This window comes from Nocardia sp. NPDC059177, assembly GCF_042755165.1.
Classification (GTDB): Bacteria; Actinomycetota; Actinomycetes; order Mycobacteriales; family Mycobacteriaceae; genus Nocardia.
In genome coordinates, this window is the sequence record NZ_JBHZBX010000025.1 from 26234 (window position 1) to 40859 (window position 14626).

Here is a 14626-nt window from a genome sequence, read left to right on the forward strand (position 1 = left end):
AACCGAAGCGGTCACCGGGGTAACTCCTTGATCAGGCCCATGCAGGAGTAGGCCAGGTCGGGTACCACTTCCACCGGGACATTGCGCGCGGCGGCGAGCAGGCGGATGTGGGCATGCTCGGGCGCATCCGCGTCACGAACCAGCACCCGCCACGGTACGCGGCGCAACAGCACCCGGGTCGTCTCGCCGACGCCCGGCTTGACGTAATTGACTGTGCTGATGCCGTATTCGGCGCGTGCCCGTTCCACCGAGGCCCAGCCCGACCAGTCCGGCGTGCGGTCGGAATCGCGGATCGCGGCGACGGCGGCGGGCACCTGATCGCGGATGGTCGCGAAGGCGGCGCTTACCGCGTCCAGCAGCTGATTCGAGACATCGGCCTGCGCCAGTTCGCGATAGAACTTGGCGCCGTGGAATTCGCCAGGGCCGATCAGGGTGTCGTTGAGGACGGTGCGCGAAACCAGCCCGGAGACTGTCGAATTCAGGCAGGCCGAGGCGATGAGGAAATCATCGCGGGTGCCGAAGGTACGCACGCAGTTGCCCGGGTCGGCGAGCACGGCCAGTTCGTCATCGAACCGGGCGCCACCGGCCGCGTGGTAGGCGTCGAGTGCCTCGGTGAGTTCGCGGGTGATCGCGCCCTTGCCGGTCCAACCGTCGACGAACACGACCGAGGCCGGATCATGGTGGTGGGCCAGGTAATCCAGCGCCACCGCGTCGATTCCGCGCGCCCGCACGATCGACACCGCGTAGTGCGGCACCGTCAGTCCCCTGGTCGCCAGCCACCGCCGCATGAGCACCCCGACCGGCGTGCCCGCCCTGGCCAGCGAAACCAGCACGATGTCCTCGCCCCGCTCGGCGACAACGAGCTCGGCGAGGGTCGCCACCGCCAGCGCCAACCGCTCGGCACTGTCGGCCAGCACTCGCTCGAACAGCTCCCGGTACTCGGCATCGGGCTGATACTCCACCGGCAACGACTCGGCGTAATGCGCGACCCCGGCCTGAATCCGCCGCTCCCGTTCCGCGATATCGGCTTCCAGATCCGCCTCGGACAGATCCTTGAGCAGCCACGAAACCTCCTCGGCCGCATACGAACCGAACTCGGGCCCGTGCAGCGCGGGCGGATACGCACCTTCAGCACCCCGCGCCGTGGCCGCCCGCGCACCATCCTGCCCATCGGACAGGCCGATCGGCTGGGCGCCCACAGCAGCAGTGCGGGCCGTGTGCAGGGCGCGGGGGTCTGCGCCGGGGAGGACGGCGGTCAGGACGTCGGCGCCGGAGGCGGTGAGGACGTCGACGAGACCGCCGGGGGCGACGAGTTCGGGGGTGTCGGCGGGTGGGTCGAGGACGACCAGCAGGAGTGGGGCGGTGTCGCTACCGGGCCACTGGGCGTTGTAGACGTAGCGGGCGGCGGTGGGGTCCGGTTCGGGGGCGGTGAAGCGGAAGCCACGGCGCAGGGGGTAGCCGGGTTCGTCGAGGACGTGAGCCGGTGAGCGCGTTGTGGTCTGGAAGCGGGTGGGGGTGCCCGCAGTGGCGAGTTCGGCGGCCAGGCGCAGCGGGAGGTACATGAGTTCCTCGTGGCCGAGCACGATCACGGGGCGGCCGGGGAATTCGGTGTCCAGGCGGGTACTGAGTTCGGCGGTGGCCGATTTCAGGGCGAGATCGAAAGCGTCGGTGTCGGCGCGCAGGAAGCCGTGCCTGCCGCCTTCCGGGACGTCGGCGGGCCAGGACAGGTCGATCCGGCCGTGCGAACCACGCTGCGCCGCCGTCGGATTGAGCTGCGGTTCGGGCAGCGCGGTGACGGTGTCGATCAGGCCGTCGGGCAGTTGGGTGCGGCCCGCGGCCAGGCAGACGGTGTCGATGCGGGCGCCGAGTTCAGCGGCCGCGGCTTCGAACTTGGCGCGATCGGCGGGGGTGCGCATGTCGACCAGGGAGGCGAGCACATAGTGCGCACGCGGGGCGAAGGCGTGCAGGGCGCGCACCGCGTCGATGGCGGTGTCACCGGTGGAGATCTCGTCGTCGACCAGCACCAGCGGCTGGTCGTTGGCGAAGATGCCCGCGGGTTCGGGCTGGAGCAGATGTGAGGTGGCGTGCGAGTGCCCCTCCTCGAAACCGGTCAGCGTGGTGGTGCGCGGCTCGTGCCTGCGGGTCGAATGCAGGTAGCAGACAGCATCCAGCCGCGCGGCCACACAGTGCCCCAAACCCGTTGCGGTCTCGGCAAACCCGAGTACAACCGGTTCCAGGTCACCCAGCTGCTCCCGCACCAGATCACCCAGCCGCTCCCCCGCACCGATCACCACCCGCGGATCGGTCGGCAGATGCTTACCCAGCACCGTCGACACCAGCAGATGCGCCCGCCGCGGATTACGCCGCAACCCCGGCACCACCAGCGCCGAGATCGTCAGCTCATCCGGCAACCCGTCACTCCCCGGTGCGACCGCCCCGCCATCACCCAGCGGGACAATACCCGGCGCAGTGGGCGTGAAGGATTCGCCGTGGTGCAGGACGATGCCCAGATGGGTGGTGGCCCAGGGCGTTTCGGCGACGTTCATTCGGCGATCATCGCTGTCAGCAGATCCACGAAAGACACTCCCTTGTTGGCGACCCCGAACGCGCGGGCCCGCACCAGCGTCTGGCGGGCCCAACTGCGGTGTGGGCGCATCTCGTTCATCTTGTTGCGGTATTCCGAGGCCGCGACGCCGCCGACGTCGTCCGCCATGATGTCGAGCGCGTCGGCGTATTCCTCGTGCGTCACCACCGACAGCGCGTGTACCGCCGCCACGTGCGAGGGATGGATCACCGTCTTGCCCTGGATGCCGTTGGCGCGGTCGAGGGTGATCTCGCGCAGCAGACCGTCCAGATCGCGGCTGACCAGGTACTGCCGGAACGGCACCGCGTCGGATTCCTCGAACGGCGCGCTGCGCAGCAGCGGCCGGAACATCCGCTCGTGATCGGCGAAGTACTCCCACACCGGTCCGGTGATGATGAACCCGGAACCGTCGGCGCGGCCGAGGTAGTTGACGATGTCGGCGATCACGTCGGCGATGACCCGCACGTCGTAGATGGTGAGGTCGCGGTCGCGGCGGATGCCGAAGGTCGAGCACATGTCGGTGGCGCCGATGCGCACCGCGAGCAGCCGGTCGCGGTGCAGGGCGAGCAGGTCGGCGATGGCGGCGAGCTGCTCGTCGCGGGTCTGGCGGTGCACCAGATTCGCCGACTCCAGCACCGGCATGCCGTAGACGCGGCGACCCAGCGTGCGACCGGCCGCGTCGAGGGCGGCCAGGTAGTCGGGCCCGGTGACGGCGTCGAACTTGGGGAAGACGAAGCCGGTGAGCACCTCGGCGCCGTCACCGAGCCGGTCGGCCAGCTCGGTGACGGTCTGCGGGTCACGCACCCGCACGAAGAGCAGCGGGTTGGGGTCACGGCTGTGCGCGAGCAGATCCAGGGTGTCCACCGCGTGCTGCTTGGCGGCGTCGACCTGGTGATCGGCAACGGCGTCCTCGAGGTCGATGACCATCGAACACACCCCGCGCGCGGCCCGTCTGCGGATCGTGGCGGCCAGGTCGGGCCTGGTCGCGGGCACGTACAGCGTCGCGCCGAGCGCGGTGGCCAGTAACTCGCGGTCCGCGGAGCCGGCCAGCGGCTCCGGTTCCACCAGGAACAGCTCGCGGCTGCGCGGACCCTGCAACTGCCGGAAGTGGCGCAGCGGCACCTGCTTGTGCAGGCAAACCTCCGTCGCCACGGCGTACCCAGCGGTCATTCCCCCCACCTCATCTGTGCCAAATCATCTCTCTCGAGGTCCTATGTGCTGTCGTGTTTTCGCATCCGGTCGACCACTCCGGCGATGAACGTCGCGACGGTATCCAGTTCCGTCACGTACGCCCAATAGTCTGGATGACGACCCGTCAGTCCAGAAGCTACGCGGTCGAGGCGTTCGGCTTGCGCATCGAGCACCGAACCCCATTCGGCGACCAGTCCTCGGTCGACCGCGAGCATCTGCGCGTCCCGCAGCCGGAATCGTACGGTGCGAGCCTTCGCATCGGGGTCGGCACGCACCCCGCGCAACAGTTCCAGCCGTCGGGTGACGGCATCGACCAACTGCTCGGCCTCGGCGAGATGCTCGCGCGCGGTGGCTGTCGAATCAAGGGCGGTCTCCGGGTCGTGGGCAGCAGCCGCGACACGCGCTCCGGCCAGCGCTTCGTCTGCGGCGTCGATGCCGCGGCGGCTGTCTCGCTCATTGTTGGTCAGATCCGCCGAACTCGCAGCGTTGAATTCCCGCAGCAGCGCCGAATATGCCGGGCCGAGCGCGTCGGCGCGGTTGCGCACCGCGGCGGTCCTGGTCGTCACCGAGGCGATCGCCTTGGTCGCGGCCGCCGCGCGAGAAGGGGCCTGCGCCAACGCATCCGACAGATCCTTGGTGGCCTGCTGCACCCCCGCCGCGGCCTCGCGCGCGGCCGCCACCGCACTCAGCGGATCCACCGCGGCGGCTGTGATCAGACACTCATTCAGCCGCCTTACACCCGCCGCGATCGAGGGGTACTCGCCGTAGCCCGACGACGCGGCGGCCGCCAGCGCCTGCTCGGCCTCGTGGCGCACCTGGCGCAGCAACTGCGGCACCGAGGACCGCACGTTCGCCGCGTGCTCGAGCCCGGCCCGCTGCGCGTGATAGAACTCGTCGACCCCGCGCGCCGCCTCGTTGAGCTGACCGACCAGCGCGTCCGCTCTGGCCGGGCCGTCCGCGATCGCGGTGCCCGCGGCCTCGGCCGCGTCGAGTTCGTCGGTGAAGGCCAGATAGGCGCCCGCCGCGGCGTAGCAGCGCGCCCGCACCGGTTCCCAGAGCGCCTCGACCCGGCGTTCCGGGAAGACCTGCTCGCTGGCCACCACGCCCGCCTCCGCTGCCGTCTGTCTGCGATCCATATCGAGGAAGGCGGCCGAGGCCGAGGCCCGCGCACCACTGATCCAGCCATGATCCGCCCCGGATCTGAACCAGCCGCGTCTGCGAGGTGTCACCGTCACGTCCTTTCCCCGACCACACGCCATCGCCTGGCGCCCACTGCCCGATGGTAGGAGATTCCCCCGGTTCACCTGGGCTGCAGACAGTTCCTACGCAAGATCCGTGAAACCTATTACTGTCGTAGCCGTACCCGGCGATTCGGACATGCTGGGAAACGACACACCGGACTAACCGAAGGGAATCCCGCATGGGTGTCAGTCTGTCCAAGGGCGGCAACGTTTCGCTGACCAAAGAGGCCCCGAACCTGACCGCGGTCGCGGTCGGCCTCGGCTGGGACGTGCGTACCACCACCGGCACCGACTTCGACCTCGACGCGAGCGCGATTGCCACCGGCGCCGACAAGAAGGTCGTCTCCGACAAGCACTTCGTGTTCTTCAACAACCTGAAGTCGCCGGAAGGTGCCATCGAGCACGCCGGTGACAACACCACCGGCGAGGGCGAGGGCGATGACGAGGTCATCAATGTCGACCTGGCCAACACCCCGCCGACGATCGAGAGCATCTTCTTCCCGGTCTCGATCTACGACGCGGAGACCCGCTCGCAGTCGTTCGGCCAGGTGCGCAACGCCTACATTCGCGTCGTCGACCGGGCCAACGGCAACGAGCTCGCCCGCTACGACCTGTCCGAGGACGCCTCGACCGAGACCGCTATGGTCTTCGGCGAGCTGTACCGCAACGGTGCCGAATGGAAGTTCCGTGCCATCGGACAGGGCTACGCCTCCGGCCTGGCCGGTATCGCCCGCGACTACGGCGTCAACGTCTAGTCACCATCGCGGACGGGGGCTCGATGAATCCGGGCCCCCTGTCCGTGTGACACAGAAAGGTCCCTCCGCGTGATTACGCGCATCTTCGGCCTGTCCATCGCCATCACGGTGGTATCGCTGGTCGTGGCCTACCTCTATGGTGGCCTGACCGCCCTCGTACTGTGTGCGATCCTCGGCATCCTCGAGGTATCGCTGTCGTTCGACAACGCCGTCATCAACGCCACCGTCCTGGAACGGATGAGCGAGTTCTGGCAGCGGATCTTCCTGACCGTCGGCATCCTCATCGCCGTGTTCGGCATGCGGCTGGTGTTCCCGCTGGCCATCGTGTGGGTCACCGCGGGCCTCGGCCCGATCGAAGCGTTCGACCTGGCGCTCAACCCGCCTGCCGACGACGCGGCACACTTCCCCGACGGCAGCCCCAGCTACGAGACCCTGCTGACCGACGCGCACCCGCAGATCGCGGCGTTCGGCGGCATGTTCCTGGCACTGCTGTTCCTGAACTTCATCTTCGAAGAGCGTGACATCACCTGGCTGAGCTGGCTGGAGCGCCCGCTGGCCAAGGCGGGCAAGCTCGACATGCTCTCGGTGGTCGTGGCCGGTACCGGCCTGATCCTGACCGCGGAGTTCCTGGCCAAGGACGACGATCGCTCGACTGTGCTGGTCGCCGGTCTGCTCGGCATGATCGTCTACATCGCGGTCGACGGGCTGGGCTCGATGTTCCACACCGAGGAACTCGAACACGCGCCGTCGGGCCCGTCGGGTCTGGTGAAGGCGACCGGTAAGGCCGCGTTCTTCCTGTTCCTGTACCTCGAGGTGCTCGACGCGTCGTTCTCCTTCGACGGCGTGATCGGCGCGTTCGCCATCACCTCCGACCCGATCATCATCGCGCTGGGCCTCGGCTTCATCGGCGCGATGTTCGTCCGGTCGATCACGGTGTACCTGGTCCGCCAGGGCACGCTCTCGGAGTACGTGTACCTCGAGCACGGCGCGCACTGGGCGATCGGCGCGCTGGCGACGATCCTGCTGATCTCGATCGGCGTGCACGTCAACGAGCTGATCACCGGCCTGGTCGGGGTGGCGTTCATCGGCGCGGCGCTGATCACCAGCATCATCCGCAACCGCAAATCCGAACCCGACGATGTCGGCGAGGCCAAGGAGGCGGCGCCGGTCAGCTGATCGGTTCTCTCCCCACGACGGCGGCGAATCCCTCCCGGATTCGCCGCCGTCGTCGTCTTCAGGCGACCGGCTGCAACTGCGGTCGCCGCGCCCGGCTGATCGGGCCAGGCAGCGGTGTCGCGCGCGACCGCGCCCGCAGGAAGAGGAAGAACAGCACCAGCAGCAGCCCGCTGCGCAGCCACACGCCGAACTGCACGATCCCCTCCAGCAGCTCGAAGTCCTCGCCCTGGCCCATCGAATAGAAGTACCGGAACACCCCGATCCCCACCGCCGCGTCAGCGACCAGATAGGCCCCGACCAGCGACCACGGCACTTCGAGCAGCACCAGGAACGGAATTATCCACAGGGTGTACTGGGGTGAGTGCACCTTGTGGAAAAGCAGGAACGCGGCCAGCATCGCCGCGCTCACCCCCACCCACGGGAAGGCCGAGTCCGGCGTCCAGCGCCGCCGGCCCAGCCACATGGCCAGCGCGAATCCGGCGGCGATCAGCACCGGTGAGGCCACCCCGACGATGTCGTGCCAGGTCTGGGTGGTCTCGGCGTCGCGACCGAAGATCGCCTGATGACCCCAGTACCAGATCGAATTGGTGGTGATGTCGGCCTGGCGCAGCCGCTGGAAGGTGACCGAGGCCCGCCAGCCCTCCACCCCGGCCAGCACGAACGGCAGATTCACCGCGGCGACGGTGCCCATCGCGGCCAGCAGTGTTTGCGCGGCGCCTGCCACGTCCAGCTCGGCGATCCGGCGCGGACCGCGCGACCTGCCCTCGGTCAGCACGTACACCGCCAGCGGCAGCACGAAGATGCCCGGATAGATCTTCAGGCAGAAACCGAGCGCGAGCAGCACCGCCGCGATGATCCCCCTGGTACGCACGGTCAGGCCGGTCAGCGCGGTCATCACGTAGACCGCCCCGACCGCGGTACACACCACCGGCAGCTCCCAGTTGTGGAAGGCGTAGAACACCAGCGGCGGGCCGATCGCCCACAGCAGCGCGGCCGGGCCGGCCAGCCGGGCCAGCAGCCAGGCCGTCAGCAGGGCGAACGGCGCCAGCAGCAGCGCCGAATGCCACAGGAAGTCCGCGTCGTTGTGCACCCCGATCGCACCGGCCCACATCAGCAGGCCGCTGAGCACGGGGTACTCCACCGCGCCGCCGATCAGCACGCCGTCGTCGGTGATGGCGCCGTCGACATAGGGAAAGACGTGATTGTCGATCTCGCGGCCCTGCCAGAGGAACTGGATATCGGAATAACAGACATCCATGTCCTTGCGCACATCGAATACCTGGCTGCGGCCGTATTCATCGATCGCCCCACCGGCACAGCGCGCCTTGTTGGCATAGCCGAGGGCGAGGGTGAACCCGCACAGCAGCACGATGACGAAGGCCAGCGCGGTGGCTCGCGCGGCGCCGGATGCCGCGCGCCGCCGCGGGTCGACCATCATGGCGAACACCCTATGCGCCGGCGCGCCGATCACCCGGGTACACCCGCGACCATGATCGATTTCGCCGCTCACGGGCGGCTCATGTAGCCTTGGCGGGTTGCTGACGCAACGAACCCTCCTGCCATGGAAAGTCCATGGCCGTTTCCTAGTCCACAGGAGGTGATTGGTCCGTGCGTCAATATGAAGTGATGGTCATCCTCGACCCCAGCCTGGACGAGCGCATCGTCGGGCAGTCCCTGGATAACCTGCTCAACGTCGTCAAGACCGAGGGCGGCAAGGTCGACAAGGTCGACATCTGGGGCCGCCGCCGGCTCGCCTACGAGATCGCCAAGCAGGCCGAAGGCATCTACGCGGTCGTCGAACTGACCGCGACCCCGGCCACCGTGAGCGAGCTCGACCGCCAGCTGGGCCTGAACGAGACGGTGCTGCGCACCAAGGTTCTGCGCAACGACAAGTAGTCCGCGACCACTTCTCGAGTTTTGTGTCACCGCCTAGCTTTAGGCTCCAGCACAAACGCGAGATGCGGACTGCACCCCCCGAGCAGGAGGAACCCACATGGCAGGCGACACGGTCATCACCGTCATCGGAAACTTGACGGCCGACCCCGAGCTTCGTTTCACGCCCGCGGGCGCAGCGGTGGCGAATTTCACCGTCGCTTCGACTCCCCGCGTGTTCGATCGCAATTCGAACGAATGGAAAGACGGCGAGGCCCTGTTCCTGCGCTGCAACATCTGGCGTGAGGCAGCGGAGAATGTCGCCGAGAGCCTGACCCGAGGTGCTCGCGTGATCGTGAGCGGACGGCTCAAGCAGCGCTCCTACGAAACCCGCGAGGGTGAGAAGCGCACGGTCGTCGAACTCGAGGTCGACGAGGTCGGCCCCTCCCTGCGCTACGCGACGGCCAAGGTCTCCAAGGCCGGTCGCGGCGGCGGAGGCGGTGGCTTCGGTGGCGGTTCCGGCAATGCCGGTGGTGGTGGTGCGAGCGCAGGCGGCTACAACGCCAACAATGGCGGCGGACAGTCGGGCGGCGGCAACGCAGGCACCGACGATCCGTGGGGTAGCGCGCCCGCGGCCGGCTCCTTCGGGGGCGGCGGCCGCATGGATGACGAACCGCCGTTCTGACCGAACGGCACTCATAGTACGGAGAGAAGACCATGCCTAAAGCGCCCGCGCGCGAAAAGGTACTGAAGAAGAAGGCGTGCGCTTTCTGCAAGGAAGCCAAGTCCGGACTCGTCAATATCGATTACAAGGACACCACGCTGCTGCGTAAGTACGTCAGCGACCGCGGCAAGATCCGCGCTCGCCGCGTCACCGGCAACTGCGTGCAGCACCAGCGTGATATCGCTGTGGCCGTCAAGAACTCGCGTGAGGTGGCCCTGCTGCCTTACGTGTCGACCGCTCGCTGAGAAAGGGAGTCAGACAGATGAAGCTCATCCTCACCGCTGATGTCGACAACCTCGGTGCTCCGGGCGACCTCGTCGAGGTCAAGGACGGTTACGGCCGCAACTACCTGCTGCCCCGCGGTCTGGCCATCGTGGCCACCCGTGGCGCCCAGAAGCAGGTCGAGGGCATCCGTCGTGCCCAGGACGCCCGCAAGGTGCGCGACCTGGATCACGCCAACGAGCTGAAGCAGGCCATCGAGGGCCTGGAGTCGGTGTCGCTGGCCGTGAAGACCGCCGACAGCGGCAAGCTGTTCGGTTCGGTCACCACCGCCGATGTGGCCGGCGCCATCAAGGCCGCCGGTGGCCCCGTGGTGGACAAGCGCAGCATCGAGCTGCCGAAGTCGCACATCAAGGCGACCGGCAAGCACGGCATCGTGGTGCACCTGCACCCCGACGTGGCTGCCAAGTTCAGCCTCGAGGTTGCTGCGAACTGAGTTCGCTGGAAACCACCCCTGTGTTCGCACGGGGGTGGTTTCCGTTGCCTCCGGCAGCGATAGCTGACCGGTAGCCGGTCTTTCCGTCCGTATCGGTCGCCGTGCGCGGCCTACGGTCGGCAACTCGCTGACCTCCGGTTATTCACCCTGTGGATGACCGTGGAAACCGACCGGCACATTTGTGACCCCGGTCATAGCCTGCACCACCGCTGTTTACCCAACACGCCCGGCTGTTCACCTTTACCGACACGCCGGAACTTCTTTAATCCACAGGTCGAGAGTTGGGTAAAACCGGGCCTAGCAGGGCGTTCCAAGGCACTGACCTGGGTTTTCCCCATGTTTTCCACAGGAGCTGCACAACTCTGGGTGAACTACCCCCAAGTTATCCACAGTTCTGTGCACAGGTCGGCTTGGCGCATCCCGAAAACGTCGCCTAGGTTCGTCGCATCGCCCTGCGCACGACCCCGGGAAGCACGCAGGCAACCGATTGCTGACATCGTGTCGGTGCCCGGGAGTACAACGAGTTCATCGATGTGAAACCCCTGGTTCTGTGGGCAGAGAGGACGGTCTGGTGACGACCACCGGTGACCGCGCGCATACCGACTTCCCGCCCGAACCCCCCGGCGAGGATTTCGGCAGGCAGCCACCCCACGACATGGCGGCCGAACAGTCAGTGCTCGGCGGCATGCTGCTGAGCAAGGACGCCATCGCCGACGTGGTCGAGGTGCTGCGCCCCGGCGACTTCTACCGCCCCGCCCACCAGGCCGTCTACGACACCATCCTCGACCTGTACGGCCGCGGCGAGCCCGCCGACCCCGTCACCGTCGCCGCCGGACTCGACCGCCGCGGCGAGCTCAAGCGCATCGGCGGCCCGCCCTACCTGGTGACCCTCACCCAGACCGTCCCCACCGCCGCCAACGCCGGCTTCTACGCCGAGATCGTCGCCGAGAAGGCCATCCTGCGCCGCCTCGTCGAAGCGGGCACCCGCATCGTCCAGTTCGGCTACGCCGGCGCCGACGGCCAAGACGTCGCCGAGGTCGTCGACCGCGCCCAGGCCGAGATCTACGAGGTCACCGAGCGCCGCACCACCGAGGATTTCACCCCGCTGGAAGAACTCCTCCAGCCCACCATGGACGAAATCGACTCCATCGCCTCCCGCGGCGGCATCTCCCTCGGCGTCCCCACCGGCTTCACCGAACTCGACGAACTCACCAACGGCCTACACGCGGGCCAGATGATCATCGTCGCGGCCCGACCTGGTGTGGGTAAAGCGCTGGCGCTGGACACCCCCCTGCCGACCCCGTCCGGGTGGACGACGATGGGTGAGATTCAGGTCGGCGACGAACTGCTCGGGCCCGACGGGCGCCCGACCCGCGTCGTGGCGACCACGGAAGTCATGACCGACCGCCCCTGCTACGAGGTCGAGTTCTCCGACGGGACGGTGCTCGTCGCCGACGAAGACCATCAGTGGACGACACTGGCCCCCACGCTCGCACCCCATCCGGCGGTCCGCACCACCGGGGAGATCGCGCACAGCCTGCGCACACCCCGCGATCACTTCGCGCACGCCGTGCCACGCACCGCGCGTTCGGAGGCACGCCAGATCGTCGATGTCCGCAAGATCGATCCGCTGCCGGTCCGCTGTGTGGAGGTCGACAATGCCGACCACATGTACCTGGCAGGCCGCTCACTGGTCCCCACCCACAACTCGACACTGGGCATGGACTTCATGCGCAGCTGCTCGATCAAACACGGCATGGCCAGCGTCATCTTCTCGCTCGAGATGAGCCGCACCGAGATCGTGATGCGCCTGCTCTCGGCCGAAGCGAAGATCAAGCTGGGCGATATGCGGTCGGGGCGGATGAGTGATGACGACTGGACCAAGCTGGCCCGGCGGATGAGTGAGATCAGCGAGGCGCCGCTGTTCGTCGACGATTCACCGAACCTGACGATGATGGAGATCCGCGCCAAAGCACGACGGCTCAAGCAGCGCCACGATCTGAAACTCGTTGTGGTGGACTACCTGCAGCTGATGAGCTCGGGCAAGAAGGTCGAATCGCGTCAGCAGGAAGTCTCGGAATTCTCGCGTCACCTGAAGCTGCTCGCCAAGGAACTCGAGGTTCCGGTGATCGCGATCTCACAGCTGAACCGTGGTCCGGAACAGCGAACCGACAAGCGACCCATGGTCTCCGACCTGCGCGAGTCGGGCAGTCTCGAGCAGGATGCGGATATGGTCATCCTGCTGCACCGTCCCGACGCCTTCGAGCGGGACGACCCGCGCGGCGGCGAGGCCGACCTCATCGTCGGCAAGCACCGTAACGGCCCCACCGCCACCATCACCGTCGCCCACCAGCTGCACCTGAGCCGCTTCGTGGACATGGCCCGCGGCTGATCGGAGCGGATCCACCACGGCGAAGACTGGCTATCCGCGGATCACGATTTCGATGGCGTCGACGCCGACGTCATAGGTCTTCGAGAGACCGGCCTTCGCCTGCGCGATGGTGAGCCCCGCGGCGGGAGTCGGAGCGGTGGTGGCATCGGAACGTTCCAGTTTCTGGAAGGTGACGCCGTCGATGTCGATGCCGAGCGCGGCGAGGTTCGTGTAGCGCACGGGGTTCCGGTCACCGGCCCACACGTCGGCCTGGCTGATGCGGATGTACTCGTCGACCTCGATCTTCCAACGGCCCTCGACCTCGGTCGCCGGGGTGAGGCGCGAAATCCGGCCGACGAGGAAGGCGCTCCCGTGCGGTTCGCTGGGATCGGCGTAGTCCTCGTAGTTGTGGGCGTTCTGGGTGCACACCAGCCATTCACACTTCCTGGCGCGCGCGGGGTCGAGCTTCCACGCCTGAGAACCACCCTCGCGGAGGATCGTTTCCGGGCTCTTGGCGGTGAACACGACCACTGCGTCTTCCGTTTCACTCATGAGAACTACCATAAAATCCTTGAAGGAAGTATGCAAGCTTTTATAGATAATTCCCGATTAGCAGCACCACCGTGGCGGGCCGGTTACGATCGCTGGGTTGTGTCGGCTGAAGTGGATCGGACTCAGGGTGGGGAACAAGAAACTGCTGGTTAACCAGGTTGTGATCGGGTATTGGGTGGTGTCGGCGGTGGCCGTGCTGCTGTATTTCTCGCTGGTGTTGCGGGTGGCGATGTTCGCTTCGGAGCGGACCGGTGGGGAGTTGATCGCGATCTGGTTCATCGGGGCGTTGGTGTTCGGGTTGGTGACCTGGCCGTTCGTGCTCGGGGTGGGGTGGCGGGTGCGGCGGGCTTATCTGCGCCGGACGGCGGAGGGGGTCGAGGGGGTGGTGATCGATGCGGGGTATCGGGTGACGCAGACGTCGAACAATCCGTTGTCGACTCATCGGGTGCGGGTCGAGGTGCGGTTCACGCATCCGGAGACCGGGGTGGAGCACGAGATGAAGAAAGAGTTCGCGTTCAATGAGTTTCGGCGGGGGACGGCGAAAGCGATGAAGGAGCGGTTTCCGGTGGGCGCGGGGATGCCGATGCTGGTGCGGGGGCGCGCGGCCGGATTCGATGTGCCACAGCGGCCGCAGTGGGTCGATATCTGGTGATCGCTCAACCGTCCGCGCGTCGCGATAGTTCGGCCCGCATCTGCAGGAATCGGAACAATCCTGGCCGGCCGGTGACGGCTTCGTAGCGGTCGACGACCTCGGCGACGAAAACGGGGATGTCGGCGGCGGGTAGGCGGGCGGTCCAGTCGGCGAATCCGACTGTGCACCAACGGGTGAAGGCTTCGCGGGAGCCGAAGTCCCATTCGCGGTCGGTCACCGATCGCGCGGAGACCTCGAGATCGGCACGTGCCGCGATCGACGGCAGCGTGCCGGGGTCGATGTGGATGTACGGGCGCGGGAAATCGGTGAACGCGGTCGACCAGCGTGGGTCGCCGGTGACGGCCGTGGCGATGTCCTCGACGCTCGGACGCGGGCCTGCGCAGACGTATTGCACGAGCACCCGTCCGCCGGGTGCCAGGGCGGCGGCGATGTGGCGGTAGGCGGCAGTCTGGTCAGGCACCCAGTGCAGGGCGTTGAACGAGACGGCGAGGTCGAAGTCGCAGGTCAGGGTCATCGTCGTGACATCGGCGACCTGGAAATCGACATTCGTGAACTGGTCGTCGGCCGAGCGGGCGAAATCGATCATCCGCGGCGACGGGTCGACACCGAGCACGCGGCCATCGGGAACCCTGGCCGCGATCAGGCGGGTCACATAGCCGTCGCCACAACCCACATCGAGCACCCGCTCGGCACCGGCGACCGCGACGGAGGCCACCGCGTCGGTCGCCATCGTCCGCTGGAGTTCGCTGATGTGGGCGTATCCCGCGCCGTCCCAGTCGGCCATCGCTACGAC

General features: G+C 67.3%; 14 protein-coding genes. 8 read left to right on the forward strand and 6 right to left on the reverse strand.

The genetic code is table 11. The features are described 5' to 3' along the window. Positions 1-11: 11 nt before the first annotated feature. Genes ACFXK0_RS25375 through ACFXK0_RS25385 form a run of 3 tightly spaced genes read right to left on the reverse strand, consistent with a single transcriptional unit; the run spans position 12 to position 5004 of the window. A complete protein-coding gene (locus tag ACFXK0_RS25375; protein ID WP_379413347.1) occupies positions 12-2546 on the reverse strand; it encodes a phosphoribosyltransferase in 2535 nt (844 codons plus the stop codon). Further along, positions 2543-3754 carry an HpcH/HpaI aldolase/citrate lyase family protein gene (locus tag ACFXK0_RS25380; protein WP_379413348.1) on the reverse strand — a complete coding sequence of 404 codons (1212 nt, stop codon included), beginning with the start codon at positions 3752-3754 and terminating at the stop codon, positions 2543-2545. Before ACFXK0_RS25380 ends, ACFXK0_RS25375 begins: the two co-directional genes overlap by 4 nt. A gap of 41 nt (positions 3755-3795) precedes the next feature. Continuing rightward, complete coding sequence (locus ACFXK0_RS25385) at positions 3796-5004, reverse strand: hypothetical protein (RefSeq protein WP_379413349.1); 1209 nt, start codon at positions 5002-5004, stop codon at positions 3796-3798. Between the two features lie 191 nt (positions 5005-5195). Here ACFXK0_RS25385 and ACFXK0_RS25390 point away from each other — a divergent pair, with 191 nt between their 5' ends. After that, positions 5196-5771, forward strand: coding sequence for a TerD family protein (locus ACFXK0_RS25390; protein WP_355275138.1), 576 nt, complete (start codon positions 5196-5198; stop codon positions 5769-5771). 69 nt (positions 5772-5840) lie between these two features. Beyond that, positions 5841-6947, forward strand: a complete 1107-nt coding sequence (locus ACFXK0_RS25395; RefSeq protein ID WP_379413350.1) for a DUF475 domain-containing protein — start codon at positions 5841-5843, stop codon at positions 6945-6947. Between the two features lie 58 nt (positions 6948-7005). Here the strand turns inward: ACFXK0_RS25395 and ACFXK0_RS25400 are convergent, their stop codons facing one another. Further along, the gene (locus tag ACFXK0_RS25400; protein ID WP_379413388.1) at positions 7006-8382 is read right to left on the reverse strand and encodes a glycosyltransferase family 87 protein; all 1377 of its coding nucleotides are present in this window, start codon (positions 8380-8382) and stop codon (positions 7006-7008) included. A 173-nt stretch (positions 8383-8555) separates the two neighbouring features. Between ACFXK0_RS25400 and rpsF the strand changes: the two genes are divergently transcribed. From rpsF to dnaB, 5 genes are all read left to right on the forward strand, one after another. After that, positions 8556-8843 carry a 30S ribosomal protein S6 gene (gene rpsF, locus ACFXK0_RS25405; RefSeq protein WP_278261022.1) on the forward strand — a complete coding sequence of 96 codons (288 nt, stop codon included), beginning with the start codon at positions 8556-8558 and terminating at the stop codon, positions 8841-8843. A gap of 97 nt (positions 8844-8940) precedes the next feature. After that, complete coding sequence (locus tag ACFXK0_RS25410) at positions 8941-9504, forward strand: single-stranded DNA-binding protein (protein WP_379413351.1); 564 nt, start codon at positions 8941-8943, stop codon at positions 9502-9504. Positions 9505-9536: 32 nt separating this feature from the next. Further along, positions 9537-9788: a 30S ribosomal protein S18 gene (gene rpsR / locus ACFXK0_RS25415; RefSeq protein WP_379413352.1), complete on the forward strand. Its 252-nt coding sequence runs from the start codon at positions 9537-9539 to the stop codon at positions 9786-9788. A gap of 17 nt (positions 9789-9805) precedes the next feature. Then, a complete protein-coding gene (gene rplI, locus ACFXK0_RS25420) occupies positions 9806-10258 on the forward strand; it encodes a 50S ribosomal protein L9 (protein WP_379413353.1) in 453 nt (150 codons plus the stop codon). Between the two features lie 655 nt (positions 10259-10913). Continuing rightward, entirely contained in the window at positions 10914-12650 is a 1737-nt protein-coding gene (dnaB, locus tag ACFXK0_RS25425) for a replicative DNA helicase (protein ID WP_379413389.1), read from the forward strand. Positions 12651-12680: 30 nt separating this feature from the next. Here the strand turns inward: dnaB and ACFXK0_RS25430 are convergent, their stop codons facing one another. Continuing rightward, positions 12681-13181 carry a hypothetical protein gene (locus ACFXK0_RS25430; protein WP_379413354.1) on the reverse strand — a complete coding sequence of 167 codons (501 nt, stop codon included), beginning with the start codon at positions 13179-13181 and terminating at the stop codon, positions 12681-12683. 127 nt (positions 13182-13308) lie between these two features. Between ACFXK0_RS25430 and ACFXK0_RS25435 the strand changes: the two genes are divergently transcribed. Next, complete coding sequence (locus ACFXK0_RS25435) at positions 13309-13833, forward strand: hypothetical protein (RefSeq protein ID WP_379413355.1); 525 nt, start codon at positions 13309-13311, stop codon at positions 13831-13833. A gap of 4 nt (positions 13834-13837) precedes the next feature. Here ACFXK0_RS25435 and ACFXK0_RS25440 read toward each other — a convergent pair whose 3' ends face one another. Further along, the gene (locus ACFXK0_RS25440; protein WP_379413356.1) at positions 13838-14617 is read right to left on the reverse strand and encodes a class I SAM-dependent methyltransferase; all 780 of its coding nucleotides are present in this window, start codon (positions 14615-14617) and stop codon (positions 13838-13840) included. Positions 14618-14626 lie beyond the last annotated feature (9 nt).